19 protein-coding genes are annotated in these 25,657 nt (G+C 56.1%); 13 read left to right on the top strand and 6 right to left on the bottom strand.

All coding sequences use genetic code 11. From position 1 onward, the window contains the following. Positions 1–299 precede the first annotated feature (299 nt). Together INF61_RS02340 and araC are read right to left on the bottom strand one after the other, a co-directional pair. A complete protein-coding gene (locus INF61_RS02340) occupies positions 300–1,067 on the bottom strand; it encodes a DedA family protein (RefSeq protein WP_017383796.1) in 768 nt (255 codons plus the stop codon). 118 nt (positions 1,068–1,185) lie between these two features. Continuing rightward, the gene (gene araC, locus INF61_RS02335) at positions 1,186–2,031 is read right to left on the bottom strand and encodes an arabinose operon transcriptional regulator AraC (protein ID WP_003856402.1); all 846 of its coding nucleotides are present in this window, start codon (positions 2,029–2,031) and stop codon (positions 1,186–1,188) included. A gap of 337 nt (positions 2,032–2,368) precedes the next feature. Here araC and araB point away from each other — a divergent pair, with 337 nt between their 5' ends. The 6 genes from araB to rluA all read left to right on the top strand — a co-directional run bounded on the left by araB (position 2,369) and on the right by rluA (position 12,592). Next, complete coding sequence (araB, locus tag INF61_RS02330) at positions 2,369–4,078, top strand: ribulokinase (RefSeq protein ID WP_193547492.1); 1,710 nt, start codon at positions 2,369–2,371, stop codon at positions 4,076–4,078. A gap of 10 nt (positions 4,079–4,088) precedes the next feature. Beyond that, positions 4,089–5,591, top strand: a complete 1,503-nt coding sequence (gene araA / locus INF61_RS02325) for an L-arabinose isomerase (protein ID WP_193547491.1) — start codon at positions 4,089–4,091, stop codon at positions 5,589–5,591. An 86-nt stretch (positions 5,592–5,677) separates the two neighbouring features. Continuing rightward, a complete protein-coding gene (gene araD / locus INF61_RS02320; RefSeq protein WP_045338007.1) occupies positions 5,678–6,373 on the top strand; it encodes an L-ribulose-5-phosphate 4-epimerase in 696 nt (231 codons plus the stop codon). A 155-nt stretch (positions 6,374–6,528) separates the two neighbouring features. Further along, complete coding sequence (polB, locus tag INF61_RS02315) at positions 6,529–8,886, top strand: DNA polymerase II (protein WP_193547490.1); 2,358 nt, start codon at positions 6,529–6,531, stop codon at positions 8,884–8,886. Positions 8,887–9,013: 127 nt separating this feature from the next. After that, positions 9,014–11,920 (top strand): RNA polymerase-associated protein RapA, encoded by a 2,907-nt coding sequence (rapA, locus tag INF61_RS02310; protein ID WP_015572654.1) that lies wholly within the window; start codon positions 9,014–9,016, stop codon positions 11,918–11,920. A 12-nt stretch (positions 11,921–11,932) separates the two neighbouring features. Beyond that, on the top strand, positions 11,933–12,592 hold the full coding sequence (gene rluA, locus INF61_RS02305; RefSeq protein ID WP_023303068.1) for a bifunctional tRNA pseudouridine(32) synthase/23S rRNA pseudouridine(746) synthase RluA: 660 nt from the start codon (positions 11,933–11,935) through the stop codon (positions 12,590–12,592). A 31-nt stretch (positions 12,593–12,623) separates the two neighbouring features. Here rluA and djlA read toward each other — a convergent pair whose 3' ends face one another. Continuing rightward, positions 12,624–13,439 carry a co-chaperone DjlA gene (gene djlA, locus INF61_RS02300; protein WP_015572652.1) on the bottom strand — a complete coding sequence of 272 codons (816 nt, stop codon included), beginning with the start codon at positions 13,437–13,439 and terminating at the stop codon, positions 12,624–12,626. 239 nt (positions 13,440–13,678) lie between these two features. On the opposite strand from djlA, the gene lptD reads away from it, so the two are divergent. The 6 genes from lptD to apaH are packed head-to-tail and all read left to right on the top strand — an operon-like array spanning position 13,679 to position 20,408. Further along, positions 13,679–16,030 (top strand): LPS assembly protein LptD, encoded by a 2,352-nt coding sequence (lptD, locus tag INF61_RS02295; protein ID WP_017383802.1) that lies wholly within the window; start codon positions 13,679–13,681, stop codon positions 16,028–16,030. Between the two features lie 53 nt (positions 16,031–16,083). Further along, positions 16,084–17,370 (top strand): peptidylprolyl isomerase SurA, encoded by a 1,287-nt coding sequence (gene surA, locus INF61_RS02290; protein WP_017383803.1) that lies wholly within the window; start codon positions 16,084–16,086, stop codon positions 17,368–17,370. Next, positions 17,370–18,356: a 4-hydroxythreonine-4-phosphate dehydrogenase PdxA gene (gene pdxA, locus INF61_RS02285; protein ID WP_047728773.1), complete on the top strand. Its 987-nt coding sequence runs from the start codon at positions 17,370–17,372 to the stop codon at positions 18,354–18,356. The genes surA and pdxA overlap by 1 nt, the downstream gene beginning before the upstream one ends. After that, the gene (gene rsmA, locus INF61_RS02280) at positions 18,353–19,174 is read left to right on the top strand and encodes a 16S rRNA (adenine(1518)-N(6)/adenine(1519)-N(6))-dimethyltransferase RsmA (protein ID WP_003856423.1); all 822 of its coding nucleotides are present in this window, start codon (positions 18,353–18,355) and stop codon (positions 19,172–19,174) included. The genes pdxA and rsmA overlap by 4 nt, the downstream gene beginning before the upstream one ends. A 3-nt stretch (positions 19,175–19,177) precedes the next feature. Continuing rightward, positions 19,178–19,555: a Co2+/Mg2+ efflux protein ApaG gene (gene apaG / locus INF61_RS02275; protein ID WP_003856425.1), complete on the top strand. Its 378-nt coding sequence runs from the start codon at positions 19,178–19,180 to the stop codon at positions 19,553–19,555. Between the two features lie 4 nt (positions 19,556–19,559). After that, positions 19,560–20,408 carry a bis(5'-nucleosyl)-tetraphosphatase (symmetrical) ApaH gene (gene apaH / locus INF61_RS02270; protein ID WP_015572649.1) on the top strand — a complete coding sequence of 283 codons (849 nt, stop codon included), beginning with the start codon at positions 19,560–19,562 and terminating at the stop codon, positions 20,406–20,408. A 39-nt stretch (positions 20,409–20,447) separates the two neighbouring features. Here the strand turns inward: apaH and folA are convergent, their stop codons facing one another. The 3 genes from folA to kefF form a co-directional block, all read right to left on the bottom strand. Next, positions 20,448–20,927, bottom strand: a complete 480-nt coding sequence (gene folA / locus INF61_RS02265) for a type 3 dihydrofolate reductase (protein ID WP_003856431.1) — start codon at positions 20,925–20,927, stop codon at positions 20,448–20,450. Positions 20,928–21,041: 114 nt separating this feature from the next. Beyond that, the gene (kefC, locus tag INF61_RS02260) at positions 21,042–22,907 is read right to left on the bottom strand and encodes a glutathione-regulated potassium-efflux system protein KefC (RefSeq protein WP_023295908.1); all 1,866 of its coding nucleotides are present in this window, start codon (positions 22,905–22,907) and stop codon (positions 21,042–21,044) included. Beyond that, the gene (kefF, locus tag INF61_RS02255) at positions 22,900–23,430 is read right to left on the bottom strand and encodes a glutathione-regulated potassium-efflux system oxidoreductase KefF (RefSeq protein WP_047737158.1); all 531 of its coding nucleotides are present in this window, start codon (positions 23,428–23,430) and stop codon (positions 22,900–22,902) included. Before kefF ends, kefC begins: the two co-directional genes overlap by 8 nt. A 371-nt stretch (positions 23,431–23,801) precedes the next feature. On the opposite strand from kefF, the gene INF61_RS02250 reads away from it, so the two are divergent. Next, positions 23,802–25,657, top strand: a 1,856-nt coding sequence (locus tag INF61_RS02250) for an autotransporter outer membrane beta-barrel domain-containing protein (RefSeq protein WP_193547493.1), incomplete at its 3' end; no start/stop codon positions are given.

Here is a 25,657-nt window from a genome sequence, read left to right as displayed (position 1 = left end):
CTTTACAGGGATGTTACCTCCGCCCGTCCCCGATAAGCCGGAAGGAATAAGCCGAAGGTACCGCGAAGCGGCGATTTTCCGCCGGAAGCCCGGGTCGCCAGGGTGGTGGCGACTGAGCCACCCTGGCACGTTCACCGCTCATGTCGTGACAGAGTAGCAAGGAACATAAAGTGAACGGAATGACCACCAGAGCCGTATGTTCCCCCTCACCCCAGCCCTCTCCCTCAAGGGAGAGGTGGCCGTCTGTGCAGGCATTATTTTGTGGGGAACCCTTAGCCCACAGGGAGAGGGAAAACACCTTAACGGCTCACCACCTTCAACAGGATCTCACCGTACACCGGCATCAGCGGGTGGCGAATCAGCGCCACCAGCGCCACGACAGCCACTCCCAGCGTCAGCGGGGCCAGCCAGAGCAGGCGCGTGCGCGGAAGATAGCGCGTCAGGCGATCAACACTGGCTTTCGCGCTGCGCCACAGGCGCCAGCAGAGCCAGACCGCCAGCCACAGCAGGACCGCCGTTCCCAGCAGCAGCCACTTGAACTCGCCGCTTTGCATACCGTCAGGAATATCGATGGCCGCGCCCGCCAGGATCCCCGGCAGGAAGTAGAACGGCGGCCAGAAGACGCAGCCGATGATGTTCGGCACCACAAACTTCGCGACGGGCAGATCCAGCATCCCGGCCACCATCGGCACCAGCGGGCGCGTTGGGCCAACAAAGCGCCCCACGAGGATGGTGAACATGCTGTGCTGGTGCAGCGCGTGCTCGGTTTTATCCAGCAGCGCTTTGTTTTTTTTCATGAACGACCAGCGGTGCAGCGGCTTCTTAAAGCGCCAGCCCAGCCAGAAGGAGATCCAGTCCCCCAGCAAACAACCGATGATACCGGCCATCCACGCCTGCCAGAAATTGACCTCGCCGCTGCCGATAAGCGCCCCAAGCCCTGCCATCATCACGGTGCCGGGCAGGATCAGCCCCACCAGCGCCAGCGACTCCAGAAACGCCACCAGCGCCACGGCGATGAGCGAATACATAACGGACTGGGTAATAAAATGTTCCAGCAATGCCTGCATAACTATTCCGGTCAGAAAACGAATCAGCGATTCTGCTTAGCGCCCTGCACCGCGTCAAGGCATCAATTGTCTGAATAGTTTACAAGATGCGCCTGAAGTTCACCTGAATGTTTACCGATTATTCACATCCCGCACGGAATTCGCTCGGGCTGGCACCGGTGCACTTCTTAAACACGCGAGAGAAATAGAGCTGATCTTCAAAGCCGACGTTACGCCCGACGGTGGCGATAGGCATTCGGGTGGTGCTGAGCAGCAGTTTCGCCTGGCTGATGCGCTGATCCTCACGCCAGCTGAGTACACTCACGCCAAGCTGCTGGCGGAACAGATGAGAGAGCCGTGACGGCGACAGACACACATGCTGGGCGACGCTGGCAATATCAAACTGGCTGTCGGCAAGGTGGTCGCTGATGTACTGGCAGGCGTCGCGGACGCGGTTGTCCAGCGGCGGATTAAGCGACTCGTTGATGGCCTCCATGCGGCGCAGCAGAACCTGTTCAAGCAGGTTGATGGCCAGCAGTTCGGCGTAGCGCCCGCCCGCCTGCCCTGCCTCAATAATCTGTGCGAACAGCTCACGGAACTGCGCCAGATGCGCCTCATCCGGGCGATATAAACCGGTATGGGCGAAGATGGCCGGCCACGAGAGCCACTCCTGCCAGTAGGCGCGCGGACGGAAATAGACCCACTGGTGATACCACTCTTTGGCATCCGGATGGCGCCCGTAGTGGTGGATCTCCCCCGGCGGGAACAGCAGCATATCACCGGGGCGGCAGATAAACTGCTGATCCCCGTTTTTGACGACCCCTTCTCCGCGTACGGTCAGGTTGAGGATATATCCCTTCATGCCAAGAGGGCGATCGACGTAAAAATCGAGATATCCCTCGGCCTCAATTGGCGTCAGCCCCGCCACCAGATGGGCGTTAAATGAGTAGCCCGGCAGTAAGGGATCGTTTTGCGGTTCGGCCATAGATTCAGTTCTCCCAAGGGTCCTGAAGGAAACCAATTGTCCATATCGATAAAAGCAGTATAAAAATGGCCCGCGAAAAGATCCAAAAAGCATCACGCCTCTTTTACGTCCGCCATGTTTCAGCCTTTCCCCCTGATTTCTCCGCCAGTACGGGCAGATAAGCAGTAACAAAAGTGTCTATAAGTGCGGCAGAAATGTCCACATAGAATATTTGCACGGCGTCACACTTTGCGTGGCTACAGCAATTTAGTCCATAAGATTAGCGGATCCTGCCTGACGATTTTTGTCCCCAGTCTCTAATGTTCTTCCATACCTGTTTTTTGGATGGAGCAACACCATGGCAATTGCAATTGGCCTCGATTTTGGCAGCGACTCAGTTCGCGCGCTGGCAGTGGACTGTACGACTGGCCTGGAGATAGCAACCAGCGTTGAGTGGTATCCGCGCTGGCAAGAGGGGCGCTACTGCGATGCGCCGAACAACCAGTTCCGCCACCACCCGCGTGATTACATTGAATCAATGGAAGCGGCGATCAAAACCGTGCTGGCGGAGTTGACGGACGCCCAGCGGGCCGATGTCGTGGGGATTGGCGTCGACAGCACCGGCTCAACGCCTGCTCCTGTCGATGCCGAAGGCCGCGTACTGGCGCTGCGACCGGAGTTTGCCGACAACCCGAACGCCATGTTTGTGCTGTGGAAAGACCATACCGCCGTGGAAGAGGCGGAAGCCATCACCCGCTTATGCCATCAGCCGGGCAAAACTGACTACTCACGGTATATCGGCGGAATTTACTCCAGCGAGTGGTTCTGGGCCAAGATCCTGCACGTTACCCGCGCGGACGCGTCGGTCGCACAGGCAGCGGCATCATGGATTGAGCTATGCGACTGGGTTCCCGCCCTGCTCTCCGGCATCACTCGCCCGCAGGATATCCGCCGCGGCCGTTGCAGCGCCGGGCATAAATCGCTGTGGCATGAAAGCTGGGGGGGGCTGCCTCCGGCAGCGTTCTTCGATGAACTCGATCCGATCATCAACAAAAACCTGACATACCCGCTGTTTACCGACACCTTCACCGCCGATATTCCGGTCGGCACGCTCTGCGAAGAGTGGGCGAAACGCCTCGGTCTGCCGCAAAACGTGACCATTTCCGGCGGCGCGTTCGACTGCCATATGGGTGCCGTGGGCGCGGGTGCGCAGCCCAACACGCTGGTGAAAGTTATCGGCACCTCCACCTGTGACATTCTGACGGCAGATAAAGCCAGCGTCGGCGACCGCGCGGTGAAAGGCATTTGCGGTCAGGTTGACGGCAGCGTGGTACCCGATTTTATCGGCCTCGAAGCGGGTCAGTCCGCCTTCGGCGATATCTACGCCTGGTTTGGCCGTGTGCTCGGCTGGCCGCTGGATCAGCTGGCTGCCGCGCGTCCTGAACTGAAAACGCAGATTGCCGACAGCAAAAAACAGCTCCTGCCGCAGCTCACCGAAGCCTGGGCAAAAAATCCGTCTCTCGACCACCTGCCGGTGGTGCTGGACTGGTTCAACGGGCGTCGTACGCCGTTTGCCAACCAGCGTCTGAAAGGGGTGATTACCGATCTCAACCTCGCGACCGACGCGCCCGCGCTGTTTGGCGGCCTGATCGCCGCCACCGCATTCGGCGCGCGCGCCATTATGGAGTGCTTCACCGGGCAGGGCATTGACGTAAACAACGTGATGGCGCTGGGGGGCATCGCCCGTAAAAACCCGGTGATTATGCAGGCCTGCTGCGACGTGCTGAACCGGCCGCTGCAAATTGTGGCCTCCGATCAGTGCTGTGCGCTGGGCGCCGCGATTTTCGCTGCCGTGGCCGCAGGCGTACATGCGGATATCCCGACCGCGCAACAGCACATGGCGAGCGCCGTCGAAAGTACGCTCCAGCCGCAGACTCAGCAGGCACAACGCTTTGAACAGCTTTATCAGCGCTACCAGCAATGGGCAAAAAGCGCCGAACTTCACTATCTCCCTGTCGCCGCCCCGGCCAAAAGCACCGCGGATACTACGGCAACCCTGACACATTAAGGACACGATAATGACCATTTTTAATAATTATGAAGTGTGGTTTGTGATTGGCAGCCAGCATTTGTACGGACCGGAAGCGTTGCAGCAGGTGACGAAACACGCGGAGCACGTTGTGAATGCGCTGAACGCGGAAGCCAAACTGCCGTGCAAACTGGTGCTGAAGCCGCTGGGTACCACCCCGGACGAAATCACCAACATTTGCCGCGATGCCAATTACGATGACAAATGCGCTGGCCTGGTGGTGTGGCTGCACACCTTCTCGCCAGCCAAAATGTGGATCAACGGCCTGGCTATCCTCAACAAACCGCTGCTGCAATTCCACACGCAGTTCAACGCCTCCCTGCCGTGGGACAGCATCGACATGGACTTCATGAACCTGAACCAGACCGCGCACGGCGGCCGCGAGTTCGGCTTCATCGGCGCGCGCATGCGTCAACAGCATGCCGTGGTGACCGGGCACTGGCAGGACGGTCAGGCACAAAAACGCATTGGCTCCTGGATGCGTCAGGCGGTATCTAAGCAGGATACCCGCCACCTGAAAGTGGTGCGTTTCGGCGACAACATGCGCGAAGTGGCGGTCACCGACGGTGATAAAGTGGCCGCGCAGATTAAATTTGGCTTCTCCGTCAACACCTGGGCGGTGGGCGACCTGGTGCAGGTGGTGAATGACATCAGCGATGGCGACGTTAACGCGCTGGTGGACGAGTACGAAAGCAGCTATCGCCTGACGCCTGCGACACAGGTCAACGGTGACAAGCGCCAGAACGTGCTGGATGCCGCACGTATTGAGCTGGGCATGAAGCGTTTTCTGGAACAGGGCGGCTTCCATGCCTTCACCACCACCTTTGAAGATCTCCACGGCCTGAAACAGCTCCCGGGTCTGGCGGTACAACGTCTGATGCAGCAGGGCTACGGCTTTGCGGGCGAAGGCGACTGGAAAACTGCCGCTCTGCTTCGCATCATGAAGGTGATGTCGACCGGTCTACAGGGCGGCACCTCTTTTATGGAGGACTACACCTACCACTTCGAGAACGGCAACGATCTGGTGCTCGGCTCGCACATGCTGGAAGTGTGTCCATCCATCGCGGTTGAAGAGAAACCGATCCTCGACGTGCAGTACCTCGGCATTGGCGGCAAAGCGGATCCGGCCCGTCTGATCTTCAACACCCGTACCGGCCCGGCCATTAACGCCAGCCTGATTGACCTCGGCGATCGTTTCCGCCTGCTGGTGAACTGCGTCGATGCGGTTGAAACCCCGCATTCTCTGCCGAAACTGCCGGTCGCCAACGCTTTGTGGAAAGCACAGCCTGACCTGCCAACCGCCTCGGAAGCCTGGATCCTGGCCGGCGGCGCGCACCACACCGTATTCAGCCACGCGCTTGACCTGAACGATATGCGTCAGTTTGCCGAGCTGCACGACATCGAACTGACCGTGATTGATAACGACACCCGTCTGCCAGCCTTTAAAGACGCGCTGCGCTGGAACGAAGTCTATTACGGTTCAAAACGCTAAGCCCTGAATGCCCGGTGGCACTTCGTTTACCGGGCCTACGGTTCTGTAGGCCGGATAAGCGCAGCGCCATCCGGCAGGAGACGACAATGTTAGAAGATCTCAAACGTCAGGTACTCGAAGCCAACCTGGCGCTGCCAAAACATAACCTCGTAACCCTGACATGGGGCAACGTCAGCGCCGTTGACCGGGAAAAAGGGGTGTTCGTGATCAAGCCTTCCGGCGTGGATTACACGGTAATGACCGCAGAAGACATGGTGGTGGTCAGCATCGAAACGGGTGAAGTGGTTGAAGGCAATAAAAAGCCCTCCTCCGATACGCCCACTCATCGCCTGCTGTATCAGGCCTTCCCGACCATCGGCGGGATTGTGCATACCCATTCGCGTCACGCGACCATCTGGGCGCAGGCGGGCCAGCCTATTCCGGCCACCGGCACCACCCACGCGGACTACTTTTACGGCACCATTCCCTGCACGCGTCTGATGACCGATGCGGAGATCGGCGGTGAGTACGAATGGGAAACGGGGAACGTGATTGTCGAAACCTTCGAAAAACAGGGAATCGACGCGGCGCAAATGCCCGGCGTGCTGGTGCACTCCCACGGCCCGTTTGCCTGGGGTAAAAACGCGGAGGACGCGGTGCACAACGCGATCGTGCTGGAGGAAGTCGCCTATATGGGGATCTTCTGCCGCCAGCTGGTACCGCAGCTGCCGGATATGCAGCAAACCCTGCTGGATAAGCATTACCTGCGTAAGCACGGTGCGAAAGCCTACTACGGGCAGTAAACCCTTGCCCGGTGACGCTGCGCTTACCGGGCCTGCGGAACCTGTAGGCCGGATAAGCGCAGCGCCATCCGGCGGAACAGACACTGTATAAAACCCCAGCAAACATCCCTCAACCAGGCTATAATCAGGCCTGGTTTGTTTTATGGGATAACGCCGTGACGCAGGCGCAAGAAGGCTTTTTACTGACCAGACACTGGCGGGATACCCCTCAGGGTACTGAGGTTGAATTCTGGCTGGCAACGGACAACGGCCCGCTAAACGTTACGCTCCCGCCGCAGGAGTCCGTGGCCTTTATTCCTGAAGCTCACGTCGAGAAAGTGAAACAACTGCTACGCGGCGAAAACAACTGGCGCCTTACGCCGCTTCAGCTGAAAGATTTCCACCGCCAGCCGGTTTACGGCCTCTACTGCCGCGCCCATCGCCAGTTAATGCGCTATGAAAAGCTGCTTCGTGAAGCAGGCGCGACGCTTTACGAGGCCGACATTCGCCCGCCTGAACGCTTTCTGATGGAGCGGTTTATCACCGCCCCCGTCTGGGTAGATGGCACCGCGCAAAACGGCAGGATCGTTAACGCGCGCCTGAAGCCTAATCCGCACTATCGCCCGCCGCTAAAGTGGGTGTCGCTGGATATTGAAACCACCCGCCACGGCGAACTGTACTGCATTGGCCTGGAAGGCTGTGGGCAGCGGGTTGTCTATATGCTCGGGCCGCCGAACGGCGATGCGTCCGCGCTGGATTTTAATCTGGAGTACGTCAACAGCCGCCCGCAACTGCTGGAGAAGCTTAACCAGTGGTTTGCCGAGCACGATCCGGATGTTCTGATCGGCTGGAACGTAGTGCAGTTTGACCTGCGCGTGCTGCAAAAACATGCCGAGCGTTACCGTATCCCGCTGATTCTGGGGCGCGGCAACAGCGAGCTGGAGTGGCGTGAGCACGGTTTTAAGAACGGTGTTTTCTTCGCGCAGGCTAACGGTCGCCTGATTATCGACGGTATCGAGGCGCTGAAATCCGCCTTCTGGAACTTCTCTTCCTTCTCGCTGGAAGCGGTCGCCCAGGAACTGCTCGGCGAAGGTAAATCCATCGACAATCCCTGGGACCGAATGGACGAGATCGACCGGCGTTTTAATGAAGATAAACCCGCGCTCGCCACCTATAACCTGAAAGATTGCGAGCTGGTGACGCAGATCTTCCACAAAACCGAGATCATGCCCTTCCTGCTGGAACGCGCAACGGTGAACGGCCTTGCGGTCGACAGGCATGGCGGCTCGGTAGCGGCCTTCAGCCACCTCTATTTCCCACGGATGCACCGGGCGGGTTATGTCGCCCCTAACCTCGGCGACGTGCCGCCGCAGGCCAGCCCCGGCGGTTACGTGATGGATTCACGGCCCGGACTGTATGACTCGGTGCTGGTGCTGGATTATAAAAGCCTGTACCCGTCCATTATCCGCACGTTTCTGATTGATCCGGTGGGGCTGGTGGAGGGGATGGCGCAGCCAGACGATGCGCACAGCACCGAAGGTTTTCTTGGGGCACGCTTCTCGCGGGAAAAACACTGCCTGCCCGAAATTGTGGGAAACATCTGGCACGGCCGCGACGAGGCGAAACGCCACGGCAACAAGCCGCTCTCACAGGCGCTGAAAATCATTATGAACGCCTTTTACGGCGTGCTGGGTACCAGCGCCTGCCGCTTCTTTGATCCCCGGCTGGCGTCTTCCATCACCATGCGCGGGCACGACATTATGCGCCAGACCAAAGCGCTGATTGAATCCCGGGGCTATGACGTTATTTATGGCGATACCGACTCCACCTTTGTCTGGCTGAAAGCGGCCCATTCAGAAGACGACGCCGCGCGAATCGGCAAAGAACTGGTCGCCTACGTGAACGACTGGTGGCGCGAAAATTTGCAAAAAGAGCGGTTAACCAGCGCGTTAGAGCTGGAGTTTGAAACCCATTTTGCCCGCTTTTTAATGCCGACCATTCGCGGAACCGACCAGGGCAGCAAGAAGCGCTACGCCGGGCTGATTCAGGAAGGTGACACGCAGCGGATGGTCTTTAAAGGGCTGGAGACGGTGCGCACCGACTGGACGCCACTGGCGCAGCAGTTCCAGCAGACGCTCTACCTGCGGGTGTTTCGCAACGAGCCCTATCAGGACTACGTGCGCGACACCATCGCCAGCCTGATGGCGGGTGAGCTGGATGACCAGCTGGTGTATCGCAAGCGCCTGCGCCGCCCGCTGGCCGAATATCAACGTAATGTTCCTCCCCACGTACGCGCAGCGCGGCTGGCGGATGAAGAGAATGTTCGCCGGGGCCGTGCGCCGCAGTATCAGAACCGGGGTACGATCAAATACGTCTGGACAACTAACGGCCCGGAACCCGTTGATTACCAGCAGTCTCCGCTCGATTACGATCACTACCTGACCCGCCAGCTTCAGCCGGTTGCGGAGGGAATTTTACCGTTCATCAATGACGACTTTGCTACACTAGTGACAGGACAACTTGGGCTATTTTGACGCGTGACGAAACCGTTGCCATCCAGTACCATAGCGCCCTTTCCATTCCCGGACCCATTTTTCGATGACCGTCTTTTTTGACGGGGTCGAACTATTGCCTGCAATTAAAGATTAGAGCCGAACAACTATGCCTTTTACACTTGGTCAACGCTGGATCAGCGATACAGAAAGCGAACTTGGATTAGGAACCGTCGTTGCCGTCGATGCGCGCATGGTTACCCTCCTTTTCCCTGCTACCGGTGAAAACCGCCTGTACGCTCGCAATGACTCCCCTGTTACCCGCGTAATGTTCAATCCGGGCGACACCGTGACCAGCCACGAAGGCTGGCAGCTGAAGGTTGAAGACGTAAAAGAAGAGAATGGACTGCTCGCCTACATTGGAACGCGTCTTGATACCGACGAGACGAATGTTATCCTGCGTGAAGTGCTGCTCGACAGCAAACTGGTTTTCAGCAAGCCGCAGGACCGTCTGTTTGCCGGGCAAATCGACCGAATGGATCGCTTCTCCCTGCGCTACCGCGCGCGTAAGTTCCAGAGTGAACAGTACCGCATGCCGTGGAGCGGCCTGCGCGGCCAGCGTACCAGCCTTATTCCCCATCAGCTGAATATCGCCCATGACGTGGGCCGTCGCCATGCGCCTCGCGTGCTGCTGGCTGACGAAGTGGGCCTGGGTAAAACCATCGAAGCAGGCATGATCCTGCACCAGCAGCTGCTCTCTGGCGCTGCCGAGCGCGTGCTGATTGTGGTGCCGGAAACGCTGCAACACCAGTGGCTGGTCGAGATGCTGCGCCGCTTTAACCTGCGCTTCTCCCTGTTCGACGACGAGCGCTATGCCGAAGCCCAGCACGACGCGGACAACCCGTTTGAAACCGAACAGCTGGTGATCTGCTCCCTGGACTTCGTACGCCGCAGCAAGCAGCGCCTGGAGCACCTGTGCGACGCAGAATGGGATCTGATGGTCGTCGACGAAGCGCACCACCTCGTCTGGAGCGAAGATGCGCCAAGCCGTGAATACATGGCGATTGAGCAGCTTGCCGAGCGCGTACCGGGCGTTCTGCTTCTGACCGCCACCCCGGAGCAGCTGGGTCTTGAGAGCCACTTCGCCCGTCTGCGCCTGCTCGATCCGAACCGATTCCACGATTTTGAGCAGTTTGTTGAAGAGCAGAAAAACTACCGTCCGGTGGCGGACGCCGTTGCGCTGCTGCTGGCCGGTAATCGTCTCTCTAATGATGAACTTAACACCCTCAGCGATCTGATCGGCGAGCAGGATATTGAGCCGCTGCTTCAGGCCGCGAACAGCGACAGCGATAATGCGGGATCTGCGCGTAAAGAGCTGATCGACATGCTGATGGACCGTCACGGCACCAGCCGCGTGCTGTTCCGCAACACCCGTAACGGCGTGAAAGGCTTCCCGAAACGCGAGCTGCACACCATCAAACTGCCGCTGCCGACCCAGTACCAGACGGCGATTAAAGTCTCCGGCATTATGGGCACCCGTAAATCAGCGGAAGATCGCGCGCGCGATATGCTCTACCCGGAGCAAATTTATCAGGAATTTGAAGGCGACACTGGCACCTGGTGGAACTTCGATCCGCGCGTGGAGTGGTTAATGGGTTATCTGACCGCGCACCGTTCCCGGAAGGTGCTGGTGATCTGCGCCAAGGCAGCCACCGCCCTGCAACTTGAACAAGTGCTGCGCGAGCGAGAAGGTATTCGCGCCGCCGTGTTCCATGAAGGCATGTCTATTATCGAGCGCGACCGCGCTGCGGCGTGGTTTAGTGAAGAGGACAGCGGCGCGCAGGTTCTGCTGTGCTCCGAAATCGGTTCTGAAGGCCGTAACTTCCAGTTCGCCAGCAATCTTGTGATGTTCGATCTGCCGTTTAACCCGGATCTGCTGGAGCAGCGTATCGGCCGTCTGGATCGTATCGGTCAGGCGCACGATATTCAGATCCACGTTCCGTATCTGGAGAAAACCGCCCAGTCCGTTCTGGTTCGCTGGTACCACGAAGGCCTGGATGCGTTTGAACATACCTGCCCGACGGGCCGCACCATTTATGACCAGGTGCATAGCGATCTGATCGGTTACCTTGCGGCGCCGGAAAACACCGAGGGCTTTGATGAGCTGATCAAATCCTGTCGAGAGAAGCACGACGCGCTGAAAGCTCAGCTGGAGCAGGGTCGCGATCGCCTGCTGGAGATCCACTCCAACGGCGGTGAAAAAGCGCAGCAGCTGGCCGAAAGTATCGAAGAACAGGACGATGACACCAGCCTGATCAGCTTCTCCATGAACCTGTTCGACATCGTCGGCATTAACCAGGACGATCGCGGCGAGAACATGATCGTGCTGACCCCGTCCGATCATATGCTGGTGCCGGATTTCCCGGGCCTGCCGGAAGACGGCTGCACCATCACCTTTGAGCGTGATGTGGCGCTTTCCCGCGAAGATGCACAGTTCATCACCTGGGAGCACCCGCTGATCCGCAACGGTCTGGATCTGATCCTCTCCGGCGATACCGGCAGCAGCACCATCTCCCTGTTGAAGAACAAAGCCTTGCCTGTGGGCACGCTGCTGGTGGAGCTGATCTACGTTGTGGAAGCGCAGGCGCCGAAACAGCTTCAGCTTAACCGCTTCCTGCCGCCAACTCCGGTGCGTCTGCTGCTGGATAAAAACGGTACGAACCTGGCCGGCCAGGTGGAGTTTGAAAGCTTCAACCGTCAGCTGAGCGCGGTGAACCGCCATACCGGCAGTAAGCTGGTGAATGCGGTGCAGCAGGACGTGCATGCCATTCTGCAACTGGGTGAAGCCCAGGCCGAAAAAGCGGCCAGAGTGCTGATCGATGCGGCGCGTAGCGAAGCCGATGAGAAGCTTTCTGCCGAGCTGTCGCGTCTGGAAGCGTTGAAAGCAGTGAACCCTAACATTCGTGACGATGAGCTGGCCGCCATTGAGAGCAACCGCCAGCAGGTGCTGGAAAGCCTGAATCAGGCGGGATGGCGTCTCGACGCCCTGCGTCTTATCGTTGTGACGCATCAGTAAGCGGAGCGCAAGATGGTAATGGAGCCCTACAATCCCCCGATGGATCCGTGGCTGGTCATTCTGTATCAGGACGAGCACATTATGGTGGTTAACAAGCCGAGCGGCTTGTTATCCGTGCCGGGGCGTCTGGAAGAGCATAAAGACAGCGTGATGACGCGTATCCAGCGTGATTATCCCCAGGCCGAGTCTGTCCATCGTCTGGATATGGCGACCAGCGGCGTGATTGTGGTGGCTCTGAATAAAGCGGCAGAACGCGAGCTGAAGCGTCAGTTCCGCGAGCGCGAGCCGAAGAAACAGTATGTCGCGCGCGTCTGGGGCCATCCGGCGCAGGCGGAAGGGCTGGTGGATTTACCGCTGATTTGCGACTGGCCGAACCGGCCAAAGCAGAAGGTGTGTTACGAAACCGGCAAGGCCGCGCAAACCGAGTATGAAGTGCTGGAGAACGCGCCGGATAACACCGCGCGCGTCCTGCTGAAGCCGATTACCGGGCGCTCCCACCAGCTGCGTGTGCATATGCTTGCGATGGGTCACCCCATTCTGGGGGACAGGTTCTATGCGCCGCCGGAAGCGCTGGCGTTAGCGCCGCGCCTGCAACTGCATGCGCAGACGCTCACCATCACCCACCCTGCTTTCGGCAACGCCATGACGTTCAAAGCCCCGGTGGACTTCTGAAAAAATGGCCCGACACTGTCGGGCCATTTTTTTATTTAAAACCTTTCTGCTCTTTAATTAGCTCGTAGGCTTTCTGGATTTCCTGCGCTTTCTGTTTCGCCATCTCCATCATCTCTGGCGGCAGGCCTTTCGCCACCAGCTTATCCGGATGGTGCTCGCTCATCAGCTTACGATAGGCGCGTTTGATGGTCGTAACATCGTCAGACGGCTTCACGCCGAGGACGTTACAGGCATCTTCAAGCGTAGGGCCACGCTGCGCCTGCTGCCAGCCGCCGCCGGACGATTGCTGCTGATAACCGCCGCCAAAGTGCGCGCCGCCCTGCATCATGCGCAGGAACTGATCGAACTGCATGCGGGAAATGCCCAACTCTTCAGCAATCACATACAGGACGTCCCGTTCATTCGGATGCAGAGAGCCATCCGCGAAGGCGGCCTGGATTTGAATTTCCAGAAACATCCGAATTAAATCAAAACGCCCGAAACAGATGCTACGGAACTGCCGCATTTTTTCACGCAGCGGGTAGTGATCTGATTTACCAATCCGAAACGCATTCTGCGCCGCGATGCGGGATTCGCCGTGCAGATTCATGCGATCCATAAAGACGCTGGCCACCTGAATATCGGCTTCCGTTACGCGTCCTTTTGATTTGGTTAAGTGCCCCATCACCTCGAAGGTGGTGGAGAAAAAGAGTGACTGGCGCTCGCGCTGGTTAGCAAACCAGGCCATTTTGCGGCTGCGTGCTTTATCAAACATATGGCCGATAATGAGGCCAAGAACGACACCCCAGAATCCGGCACCCATAATAATTGCGAACGCAACGCCGATTATTTTACCCCAATACTGCATATACTCCCCGAATGGTCATGTTCCTGGCCGACGCAACGCCATCATTACAGTGGTCGCGCCACGGTCAATTGAGGGACATCGCCTATAATTTGCATTATCATACTCGTCATTCGATAGCGAGCCTAACACTCTGGCGCGCAAACGGGCAGGATTAACGCTGGTACTGCGCTGATGAGTAAGATAGTCTCTGAGCGTTTGTAAGCCGTAGCCACTGATGACGGAACAATAAAATACAACGTATGAAAAAACGTATCCCCACCCTTCTGGCCACAATGATTGGCACCGCCCTGTATAGCCAACAGGGGCTCGCAGCCGATCTCGCCTCGCAGTGTATGCTTGGCGTCCCAAGTTACAATCGCCCACTGGTGAAAGGCGATACGAATGACTTACCCGTCACCATTAATGCCGACAGCGCAAAAGGTAATTATCCTGACAATGCGACCTTTACGGGCAATGTCGATATTAACCAGGGAAACAGTCGCCTGCTTGCTGACGAAGTGCAATTGCACCAGAAGCAACCGGAAGGTGCTCAGGCGCCTGTCCGTACGGTGGATGCGCTGGGTAATGTGCACTATGACGACAATCAGGTCATCCTGAAAGGTCCGAAAGCCTGGTCGAATCTGAATACCAAAGACACCAACGTCTGGGAAGGTGATTACCAGATGGTCGGTCGTCAGGGGCGCGGTACCGCGGACCTGATGAAGCAGCGCGGCGAAAACCGCTACACCATTCTCGAAAACGGCACGTTTACCTCCTGTTTGCCAGGGTCAAATACCTGGAGCGTTGTGGGCAGTGAAGTGATCCACGACCGTGAAGAACAGGTTGCAGAGATCTGGAACGCCCGTTTTAAACTCGGCCCGGTGCCCATTTTCTATAGCCCTTACCTGCAACTGCCTGTGGGTGACAAACGTCGTTCAGGTTTCCTGATCCCGAACGCCAAGTACAGCACGTCGAACTACTTTGAGTTCTACCTGCCGTACTACTGGAACATTGCGCCCAACATGGACGCCACGATCACGCCGCACTATATCCATAAGCGCGGTAACATCATGTGGGAGAACGAATTCCGCTATCTGACCAAGGCGGGCGCGGGTCTGATGGAATTTGATTATCTGCCATCAGATAAGGTGTTCCAGGACGAGCATCCGAGCGAAGGTGATAAGCACCGCTGGATGTACTACTGGAAGCACGCCGGGGTATTGGATCAGGTGTGGCGCTTCAACATCGACTACACCAAAGTCAGCGATCCGTATTACTTCAACGACTTTGATTCTAAATACGGCTCCAGTACCGACGGTTACGCCACGCAGAAATTCAGCGTGGGCTACGCCATTGAGAACTTTGACGCGACGGTGTCGACCAAACAGTTCCAGGTATTTGATACACAATCGCGTAGTACCTATGGTGCCGAGCCGCAGCTGGACGTGAACTGGTATCAGAACGATGTGGGTCCTTTCGACACGCGCGTTTATGCTCAGGCGGTCCATTTCGTCAACACCAACTCGGATATGCCGGAATCAACGCGTCTGCATATCGAGCCGACGATCAATCTGCCGTGGTCAAACGACTGGGCGAGCCTGAATACCGAAGCTAAGCTGATGGCCACCCACTACCAGCAGAAAAATCTGGACTGGTATAACAAACGCTATGGCACCGATCTTGAAGAGTCGGTAAACCGTACGCTTCCGCAATTCAAAATGGACGGGAAGCTGATCTTCGAACGTGATATGGGCCTTCTCGCCGATGGATACACCCAGACGCTTGAGCCGCGTATGCAGTATCTGTATGTGCCTTATCGCGATCAGAGCAAAATTCAAAACTACGACTCTTCCTTCCTGCAATCAGACTACAGCGGCCTGTTCCGTGACCGTACCTACGGCGGGCTTGACCGTATTGCGTCTGCTAACCAGTTAACGACTGGCGTCACAACGCGCGTATATGATGATGCTGCCGTTGAACGTTTTAACGTTTCTGTTGGTCAAATCTACTATTTCACCGAGTCTCGTACCGGTGATGACGACATTAACTGGGAGAAAGACAACAAAACGGGCTCACTGGTATGGGCGGGCGACACCTACTGGCGCATGACGGATCGTTGGGGTCTGCGCGGTGGTGTTCAGTACGATACACGACTGGACAATATCGCGACGGGCAGCGCAGCCATCGAATACCGTCGTGATGAAGACCGCATGTTGCAGTTGACGTACCGTTACGCCAGCCCGGAGTATATCCAGGCGACGCTGCCAAACTATGCGAATACAGACCAATACAAAGACGGTATTTCACAGGTGGGTACCGCCGCGAGCTGGCCGATCGCCGATCGTTGGTCAGTCGTCGGGGCCTACTACTATGACACGAATGCCCAAAAACCTGCTGACCAGATGCTGGGTCTGCAATACAACTCCTGCTGTTACGCAATACGTGTCGGTTACGAACGCAAACTTAACGGCTGGGATACGCAAAACAGTCAGGGCAAATATGATAACGTGATCGGCTTTAATATCGAGTTGCGCGGCCTGAGTTCTAACTACGGTCTGGGCACGCAGCAGATGCTGCGCTCGAACATTCTGCCGTATCGTAGTTCATTGTAATGTGCTTGATTTACAACGTAATCCGCTTTGCGGTTAATTGAAATGGAAAAAGTATGAAGAACTGGAAAACGCTGCTACTCGGTGTCGCTATGGTTGCGAATACCAGCTTCGCGGCCCCACAGGTTGTCGATAAAGTCGCGGCTGTGGTTAACAACGGCGTCGTGCTTGAAAGTGACGTTGACGGTTTGATGAAATCTGTAAAGCTCAACTCGGGCGAAGCAGGTCAACAGCTTCCGGATGACGCTACGCTGCGCCACCAGATCCTGGAGCGTCTGATCATGGATCAGATTGTTCTTCAGATGGGCCAGAAAATGGGCGTGACGATCTCTGACGAGCAGCTCGATCAGGCGATCGCCAACATTGCAAAGCAGAACAACATTACCCCGGATCAGATGCGTAGCCGCCTGGCCTACGACGGCATCAGCTATGCCACCTACCGTAATCAGATCCGTAAAGAGATGCTGATTTCAGAAGTGCGTAACAATGAAGTCCGTCGCCGCGTCACCATCCTGCCTCAGGAAGTGGATGCCCTGGCAAAACAGGTAGGGAATCAGAATGATGCCAGCACTGAGCTTAACCTGAGCCACATCCTGATCCCACTGCCGGAAAACCCAACCTCCGATCAGGCGGCTGAGGCGGAAAGCCAGGCGCGCGCTATCGTTGAGCAGGCGCGTAATGGCGATGACTTCGGCAAGCTGGCGATCACCTATTCCGCTGACCAGCAGGCGCTGAAAGGCGGCCAGATGGGCTGGGGCCGTATTCAGGAGCTGCCATCCCTGTTTGCCCAGGCGCTGAGCACGGCGAAGAAAGGCGACATCGTCGGTCCAATCCGTTCCGGTGTGGGCTTCCACATTCTGAAAGTGAACGACCTGCGCGGCCAGAGCCAGAACATTTCGGTTACCGAAGTGCATGCCCGTCATATCCTGCTTAAGCCGTCTCCGATCATGACTGACGATCAGGCCCGTGCGAAGCTGGAACAGATCGCCGCAGACATCAAGAGCGGTAAAACCACCTTCGATAAAGCGGCAAAAGAGTTCTCTCAGGATCCTGGCTCTGCAAACCAGGGCGGTGACCTGGGTTGGGCGGCAGCGGATATTTACGATCCGGCTTTCCGCGATGCGTTAATGAAGCTGAATAAAGGCCAGATGAGCGCGCCGGTACACTCCTCCTTCGGCTGGCATCTGATCCAGCTGATGGACACGCGCAACGTGGATAAAACCGACGCGGCGCAGAAAGACCGTGCGTATCGCATGCTGTTTAACCGTAAGTTCTCTGAAGAAGCCGCAACCTGGATGCAGGAACAACGCGCCAGCGCTTACGTGAAAGTGTTGAGCAACTGATGATACCGCATCGTGTTGTGATCACCCCCGGCGAACCCGCCGGGATTGGGCCTGACCTTGTGGTTCAGCTCGCCCAGCGCAGCTGGCCGGTAGAGTTGGTTGTCTGCGCAGATGCAACACTGTTACAAGACCGGGCAGCTTTGCTCGGTCTGCCTTTAACGCTCCTCCCTTACGTTGAAGGCCAACAGCCCGCACCGCAGCAGGCGGGGACTCTCACCCTGCTTTCTGTTCCGCTCCGTGCGCCTGTTGTCCCCGGTGAGTTACACACCGAAAACGGCCACTACGTTGTCGAGACGCTGGCGCGCGCCTGTGACGGTTGCCTTCAGGGCGAATTTGCCGCCCTGATCACCGGTCCGGTGCATAAAGGCGTGATCAATGACGCGGGCATTCCGTTTACCGGGCATACCGAATTTTTCGAAGAGCGTTCGCACAGCCCGAAAGTGGTGATGATGCTGGCAACCGAAGCAATGCGCGTTGCGCTGGTAACAACGCACCTGCCGATCAAAGCCATTCCGGATGCCATTACGCCTGAACTCCTGCGTGAGATCATTGGCATTTTGCATCACGATCTGCAAACCAAATTCGGCATTCCGCAGCCGCATGTGCTGGTTTGCGGCCTGAATCCGCACGCGGGTGAGGGCGGACATATGGGCACCGAAGAGATCGACATCATCATTCCGGTGCTTGAGGAGATGCGGGCGAAGGGGATGAACCTCAGCGGGCCTCTGCCTGCCGACACCCTTTTCCAGCCCAAATACCTGGATAATGCCGACGCCGTACTCGCGATGTACCACGATCAGGGTCTGCCCGTGCTAAAATACCAGGGCTTTGGCCGCGGGGTGAATATCACCCTCGGTTTACCCTTTATTCGAACGTCCGTTGACCACGGTACTGCGCTGGATCTGGCAGGCCAGGGAAAAGCGGATGTCGGCAGTTTTATTACGGCGCTTAATCTCGCCATCAAAATGATTGTTAATACTCAATGACTAATCGAGTCCATCAGGGCCACTTAGCCCGTAAACGCTTCGGGCAAAACTTCCTCAACGATCAGTTTGTGATCGACAGTATCGTTTCTGCCATTAATCCGCAGAAAGGTCAGGCCATGGTCGAAATCGGCCCGGGTCTTGCCGCGCTGACCGAGCCGGTAGGCGAACGCCTCGACGAACTGACCGTTATCGAACTCGACCGCGATCTGGCCGCGCGTCTGCAAACGCACCCGTTCCTCGGGCCGAAGCTGACGATTTATCAGCAGGATGCGATGACCATGAACTTTGGCGAACTGTCAGAAAAAATGGGACAGCCGCTGCGCGTGTTCGGTAACCTGCCGTACAACATCTCCACCCCGCTAATGTTCCATCTGTTTAGCTATACTGATGCCATTGCCGACATGCACTTCATGTTGCAAAAAGAGGTCGTTAACCGTCTGGTTGCAGGGCCGAACAGTAAAGCGTATGGTCGTTTAAGCGTGATGGCGCAATATTACTGCAACGTGATCCCGGTATTAGAAGTACCGCCTTCCGCATTCACGCCGCCGCCAAAAGTAGATTCTGCGGTTGTGCGCCTGGTGCCACATAAAACGATGCCGTACCCGGTCAAAGACCTGCGCGTGCTGAGCCGTATCACGACAGAAGCCTTTAACCAGCGCCGTAAAACGATTCGTAACAGCCTTGGCAATCTGTTTACCGTTGACGTATTAGCTGAGTTGGGCATCGACCCGGCAATGCGTGCGGAAAATATTTCCGTAGAGCAGTACTGCAAGCTGGCTAATTACATCAGCGACAATGCGCCGCCGAAGGAGAGCTAAGCCATGATTGATTCGCCCCGCGTCTGTGTTCAGGTTCAAAGCGTCTACATTGAGTCCCAATCCACACCGGATGAAGAACGTTTTGTCTTTGCTTATACCGTAACCATTCGCAATCTGGGGCGGATGCCTGTGCAACTGCTCGGGCGCTACTGGCTTATCACCAACGGCAATGGCCGTGAAATTGAAGTCCAGGGCGAAGGCGTGGTCGGTGAACAACCCCATATCGCCCCTGGCGAAGAGTATCAGTACACCAGCGGCGCGGTCATTGAAACGCCGCTGGGTACCATGCAAGGCCATTATGAAATGGTCGATGCCGACGGCAATGCTTTCCGCATTGCTATTCCCGTATTCCGTCTCGCCGTACCTACACTTATTCATTAATCTAATGTCTACATATCTGATTGGCGACGTTCACGGTTGCTACGATGAACTGATCGCATTATTAAAACAGGTCGACTTCACCCCCGGGCAGGACACGCTCTGGCTGACGGGCGACTTAGTGGCGCGCGGTCCCGGTTCCCTGGACGTCCTCCGCTATGTCAAATCGCTGGGTGACAGCGTGCGCATGGTGCTGGGCAACCACGATCTGCATCTGCTGGCCGTATATGCCGGGATCAGCCGTAATAAGCCGAAAGATCGCATTACCCCCCTGCTGGAAGCACCGGATGCCGATGAGTTGCTCAACTGGCTGCGTCGCCAGCCGCTGCTACAGATTGACGAAGAGAAAAAACTGGTGATGGCGCATGCCGGCATCACGCCTCAGTGGGATCTTGAGACGGCAAAAACCTGCGCGCGCGACGCCGAAGCGGTGCTGGCGAGCGACTCCTACCCGTTCTTCCTTGATGCGATGTACGGCGACATGCCAAATAACTGGAGTGATGACCTCAGCGGCCTGGCACGACTGCGTTTTATCACCAATGCTTTTACGCGGATGCGCTACTGCTTCCCGAACGGGCAACTGGATATGTATTGCAAAGATACGCCTGAAAATGCCCCTGCGCCGCTTAAGCCATGGTTTGCGATTCCGGGCCCCGTGACAAACGAATACAGTGTGGTATTTGGACACTGGGCATCGCTGGAAGGAAAAGGCACCCCGGAAAATATCTATGCGCTGGATACCGGATGCTGCTGGGGCGGGGATTTAACCTGCTTACGCTGGGAAGATAAAACCTACTTTGTGCAGCCATCCAATCGACAGCTGGACTTAGGCGAGGGTGAGGCAGTCGCCTCCTGAAGATGTTTATCCTCTCCCTTCGGGGAGAGGATAAAACCGTTAACGACGTTCCAGAATTTCGAAGCAGTAGCTGTGTGAGTTCTGCGCATCCGCATCGTGAAACTCACTGAATACGGACTCCCACTCGTCCGGATCGTAATCCGGGAAATGAGTATCCCCTTCCACTTCCGCATCAATGTGCGTCAGATACAGTTTCTGCGCTTTAGGCAGGAACTGCTCATACACACGCCCCCCGCCGATCACCATGATCTCTTCGGCATCGCCGCAGGCGGCAATTGCTTCATCAACGGACTTAACCCACTGAACGCGATCGTCAGTGCCCGGCTGGCTACTGATCACAATATTCTTACGACCCGGCAGTGGACGACCAATCGACTCCCAGGTCAGGCGGCCCATCACTACCGGCTTGTTTAACGTAGTACGTTTAAACCATGCGAGATCGGCAGGCAGGTTCCACGGCATGGCGTTTTCCATGCCGATAACGCGGTCTACCGCCAGCGCTGCAATCAGACTGATCATTGAAAATTTCCCGGATGCAAAAAATTGCCGCCACTATACGGAAAGCTTAATCTTTCGTCGACTGGCGGCAGGGTAAAGAATTAGAAATTTTTTAATATTGCTGGCAACTCCACTTCACGCAGAGGGTTTACTCTCCGGTTCATCCGCAGGATCACCAGTATGCTTGCCCTCTTCCGTTCCTTGCCAGCCGTGGCGCTGAACCAGCGACAGATGATTACGATCCTCGTTGATGATCTCCGTCAGCATGGTGCTGGTGCGTTTAAACACCGCAGCGCGTTCGGTTGCCGTACTGCTCGCCATCGCCACCATCTCTTCCACCATCTCATGATTAAAACGGCGGAACAGATCGGCACGCTCACGTGCCTCATACGCGCCAAGCCCCAGGCTTTCCAGCGCCATGCGGCCAGATTTGAGCGCCCCTTCGAAGGTTTCACGTTCAGGGGCTGCCACACCCGCCTGACGCAGCTGGATGTAGTGATCCACATCGCGCGCACGGGAGATAATGGTCAGATGCGGAAAATGCTCTTTGACCAGCTCAACCATCTGCATACTGGTCTCTGGATCGTCAATGGCATTAATCAACACCTCGGCTTTCGCCGCCCCGGCGGATTCCAGCAGATCGACGCGGGTCGCATCACCGTAAAACACTTTCATATCGAATTTACGCAGCGTATCGACATGGTCAGGATCGTGATCGAGAATGACCATTTTGACACCGCTGGAGAGCAGTAAACGGCCAGTAATCTGCCCGAAGCGGCCAAATCCGGCGATGATCACCCGCGGCTGCTCCTCGTCGATCTCATCGGCTTCTCGCTCCTGTTCGCTTCCCGTTTTTTCCAGACGCGTCAGCAGCACCAGCAGGATCGGCGTTGCGGCCATCGACAGCGCAACCGCCAGCGTCAGCGCTTTTGCCCATTCCGGATCGAGTACATTTGCCATCTGCGCTGCGCCAAAGACCACGAAAGCAAACTCACTCCCCTGCCCCAGCAGCACGGCAAACCAGCGGCGTTGCGGTTTTGGCACATTTAACGGGCGGGCAATCAGCCACAGCATCGCCATTTTAATGACCAGGAAACCCACCAGCAGAATGATGATGCGCAGCGGATGGGTTACCAGCGTCCCGAAGTCGATAGACATCCCGACGCCGATGAAAAACAGCCCCAGCAGCAATCCTTTAAACGGCTCGATATCGCTTTCCAGCGCGTGACGGTATTCGGAGCTTGCCAGTAAGACTCCCGCGAGGAAGGCGCCCATTGCCATCGACAGCCCGGCCTCTTCCAGCAGCAATCCAAAACCAAACACCAGGAATAACGCAACGGCGCTGAATACTTCGCGCAGGCCAGAGCGAGCAACAAAGCGCAGCAGCGGACGCGTTACGTAGCGACCAAGCAGAACAACCAGCGCCAGCGCACCGGCAACCTTCAGCGCTGATAAGGCAAATGCTCCCAGCGTTGTTGATGCGCCGCTGGCTGCCAGCAGCGGGATCATCGCCACCAGCGGGATGGCGGCAATATCCTGGAACAACAGTACGGAGAAGGTGCTGCGCCCCATTTGCGACACCGTCAGGTTACGCTCGTTCATTGCCTGCATGGCAATTGCCGTCGAGGAGAGCGCCAGCGTCATGCCGATCAGCTCCGCGACTTTCCACTCCATCCCCAGCAGAATGCAGAACCCGCCCAACAGCAGACCGCAGGCCAGCATTTGCAGGGCGCCTCCGCCAAACACCGAGGCGCGTAGCTTCCACAGCCGCTGCGGATCCAGCTCCAGACCAATCACAAACAGCATCAGCACCACGCCAATCTCCGCAAAATGCAGGATCGACTCGGCATCCGTCACCAGCCGAAAGCCCCAGGGGCCAATCACACACCCGGCAATCAGATAGCCGAGCACTGAGCCCAGCCCCAGACGAACCGCCACGGGCACAATTAATGCCGCCGCGCCGAGGTAAATCAGCGCCTGTATCAGCGTATGGCTATCCATTGTGCGCCTCCTGCCACTCAAGTAAACGTTGTTTGTAGTGACGAGCCTGCGCCTGCAAGGTTTCATCGTCGCAGACAAAGGTACAGTGCATCGCAAAAGGCGGAAGCCAGTTCAGACCGCAGTAAAGGGCAGTAGCCTGGAGCGGCTGCGCCAGCACGTCAAATCCGGGGAAGGCGCCAATCTCAAAGTGGCTTTCCCCCCCGCCGGTGGTAACAGCCCACATCAGGCTTTTGCCCTGAAGCGCGTTGCCGTTGTGTCCATATGCCCAACCGTGGGAGAAAACTTTGTCGATCCACAATTTCAGCAGCGGAGGCGTGCTGTACCACTGCATCGGATGCTGCCAGACGATCAGATCGGCACGGGAGAGCGCCTCCTGTTCGGCAGCGACATCGATATTGAAATCAGGGTAGAGTTGATAGAGGGAACGTATCTCTACGTTTTCAAGCGTCCTTGCCTGCTCAAGCATCCGCTTATTCGCATGCGAGTGCTGCGGATAGGGGTGCGCATAAATTATCAGAATCATGTATATGCCCGTCTTTTACTTTTCTTGTAGCAATGAGTGTAGACAGTTACCACCCCGACTTAAAGGGGTCATCTTACGCTTCAAAGTAAATCGCAAGTATTGGCAATCATCACCAGCTTAACAGCGATTACGGCGCTAAAGAAAGAAAACGACGCGTACGACAAATTCATGCCGCAAAATAATAGTAACAACTCATATTGCCAACAGATATTTTTAGAGGACCTTAAGTCATTCTTTAATAAAACAGTCTGTACATAACCCATTGAAAAAATAATAATTTTACGCTCTTTGTTTTGAGCTCATTATTTAGGCGGTCGATATACGTTTCACACACGTGTCGAATATTCCTTCTCACTCAAATGGATGTGTACATGAGCAACAAACCCTCCCAATTAAATAATACAACCAAAACTCTGGGAAAGATATTTCCTGCCTTGTTGATATGCACCCCTGCGGTTGCGTTTTCTGCAACGATTGACCAATCAACTTCTGTTCCTCAAGATTTCTCAGCCGATGCTGAATATGTTATAAATAAAGACGTGACGATATCTTCCGCAGATAGTGAAGCGGCGGTATCTGTCACTGGGTTTACTACCACTAACGCCACTAATAATGGGAATATTTCTGGCACGGGAAATGGCCTGAATATAAATACTGGTGTACAGCGCATTGTAATTAATAACGACATCGGCGCAACCATTTCCTCCACCACCGCGAATGCGGTGAATATTCAGTCAGTACTCGGTGATTTTAATAATAGTGGAAACATTACTGGCTCGGAAAATGGCATTTTTGTCAGTGAAAACTCCTCCGCAGTAAATATTACCAATACCAGCACCGGAACGATAAAAGGAAAAACAGGTCTTAGTACTCAGGTTGGTATTGGCATTAATAACAGTGGCGAAATTATCGGTACAAACGGTGATGCTATTACGGCAAATGATGGTAACACTAAGATTTTTAACAGTGCCACTGTGCAGGGAACCCAGTACGGAATCAATGTAAAAGATACAGCAAAATTAGATATCAAAAATAGCGGAACGATTAGTGGTGAAACAAACGCTATTATGTTTGCCAGCGATAAAAATAACACGCTACTGCTCGACACTGGCTCCAACCTCATCGGTGACGTAATATCCACAAATTCCAGAGGAAATACCCTGACGTTGATCGGCACGGGTTCGGAAGACAGTAACTTTGTTGGTCTGAATGAAGACGACGGCTTTGCCAGCGTCACAATGAACGGCGAAAATTGGGCGCTGTCGGGCGATCTCGATATTATTGGCTCTGGCGATTCCTTGCTGATAGACACGGGCACGTTAACCCTGTCAGGCGCGGTATCGAATACCGGTAATACTCGGGTGGCCAAAGATGCTTCGTTGCAACTGGGCGATGGCGAAAAAACCGCGACCCTCAGCGGTGGGCTCACCAACAACGGTACCGTCATTTTTAACCAGGGAAGCGATTTCACTTTCGCCACCGACATGACCGGTAGCGGTAACGTCGAAAAAGTTGATTCCAACACCCTGACCCTGACGGGCAAAAATAGCTATACAGGGGATACGGTTCTGCACGGCGGCACCACGCTGGTCTCCACCGGCGCAACGCTCGGCGTCAAGGGCAGTAACGCCACCGTTACCGTTGAAAATGGCGCGACCTTTGCCACCGCAGGCGAAGTGAACAACAACATCGCGGTTCTTAGCGGCGGTACGCTGGCGGCATGGAATGCAGTCCAGGGTAACTCCACGCTCAGCGCTTCCGGCGTCGATACCATCAACGGCAACGTGACTAATGGCGGCACGCTGTTACTCAGTGCGGCTAATAATAGCGTTGGCAATAATTTTACGATTAATGGCGACTACACCGGCTCTGACGGTAGCCAGATCGTGATGAACAGCACCCTGGGTGAAGATAATTCACCAACTGATCACCTCACTATTACGGGCAGCAGCTTCGGTCAGTCCGGCATCAGCATCACCAACATTGGCGGCGCAGGCGCGCAAACTATTAACGGTATGGAAATTGTCAGCATCGGCGGCAGTTCCGAAGCCCAACTGACGCTGGCAAAACCGGTCGTCGCAGGCGCCTGGGAATATAACCTCTACCAGCACAGTGACGGCAACTGGTATCTGGAATCAAAGGCGACGCCTTCTGATGAGCCTTCCGACGACACCGATGACGGTGGCAATACTGATGATGGCGATAACACCGACAACGGCGGCAACAC

The organism is Enterobacter cloacae complex sp. P18RS, from assembly GCF_014982105.1.
Lineage (GTDB): Bacteria > Pseudomonadota > Gammaproteobacteria > Enterobacterales > Enterobacteriaceae > Enterobacter > Enterobacter hormaechei_C.
Note: the sequence above shows the minus strand (reverse complement) of the source record. Positions and strands in the feature narration are given on the sequence as shown.